1 pseudogene is annotated in these 690 nt (G+C 64.5%); it reads left to right on the plus strand.

What is annotated here, in order from left to right:
- Positions 1 to 299: 299 nt before the first annotated feature.
- Positions 300 to 690 (plus strand): annotated as a pseudogene (locus AWU74_RS07080) (type I phosphomannose isomerase catalytic subunit); the annotation flags it as partial.

Here is a 690-nt window from a genome sequence, read left to right on the forward strand (position 1 = left end):
TCCCCTACGTGTCCCCCTCCCCATCCCCGGCTCAGGCTTTTACACCTCCTCATGTTAGCCTATCCACCCTGCCCTGGTTTGACTATCAAACCTGCCCGTGTTTGCCTGTCAAACCTGCCCGTGTTTGACTGTCAAACCTGCCCGTGTTTCGCGTTACCGTAGGGAACGTCCGAGTCCTTTGAAAGAACTGCCGCACGCCTTCGGCGTGCTTACCGAGTTTGCTTCGCTTCGCTTGCCGCAAACTCGCGGCGCATAGAGGCAAGCGCCGAACGCGAGACGCCGAGCGGACGGAGGGACGCATGATAAAACAAACGCCTTTTGTGGCGGAAAAAATCTGGGGCAGCGAGCGCTGGGTCGTCTCGACGCACCGCGCGGGGCAGTCGCTGAGCGCGGGCGGCGGCGTGCCGCTCGGAATATCGCTCGGCTATGACTACCCGCTGCTGGTCAAAGTGATTCAGGCGGACTCCCGGCTTTCGGTGCAGTTGCACCCGGACAGCGCGTATGCCCGCGCGCACGGAGCCTCGCGCGGCAAAACCGAGTGCTGGTATGTGCTCGGCGCGGCGGAAGGCGCGACCGTCGCGTGCGGGCTTGTCGGCAGCCCCTCGCCGCAGGAACTCCGCGCCGCCGTCGCGCAGATCCGGCTTGAGCCGTACCTCCGCGTCATGCCGGTGCGGACGGGCGATTTTGTCC

This window comes from Treponema endosymbiont of Eucomonympha sp. (genome assembly GCF_001028545.1).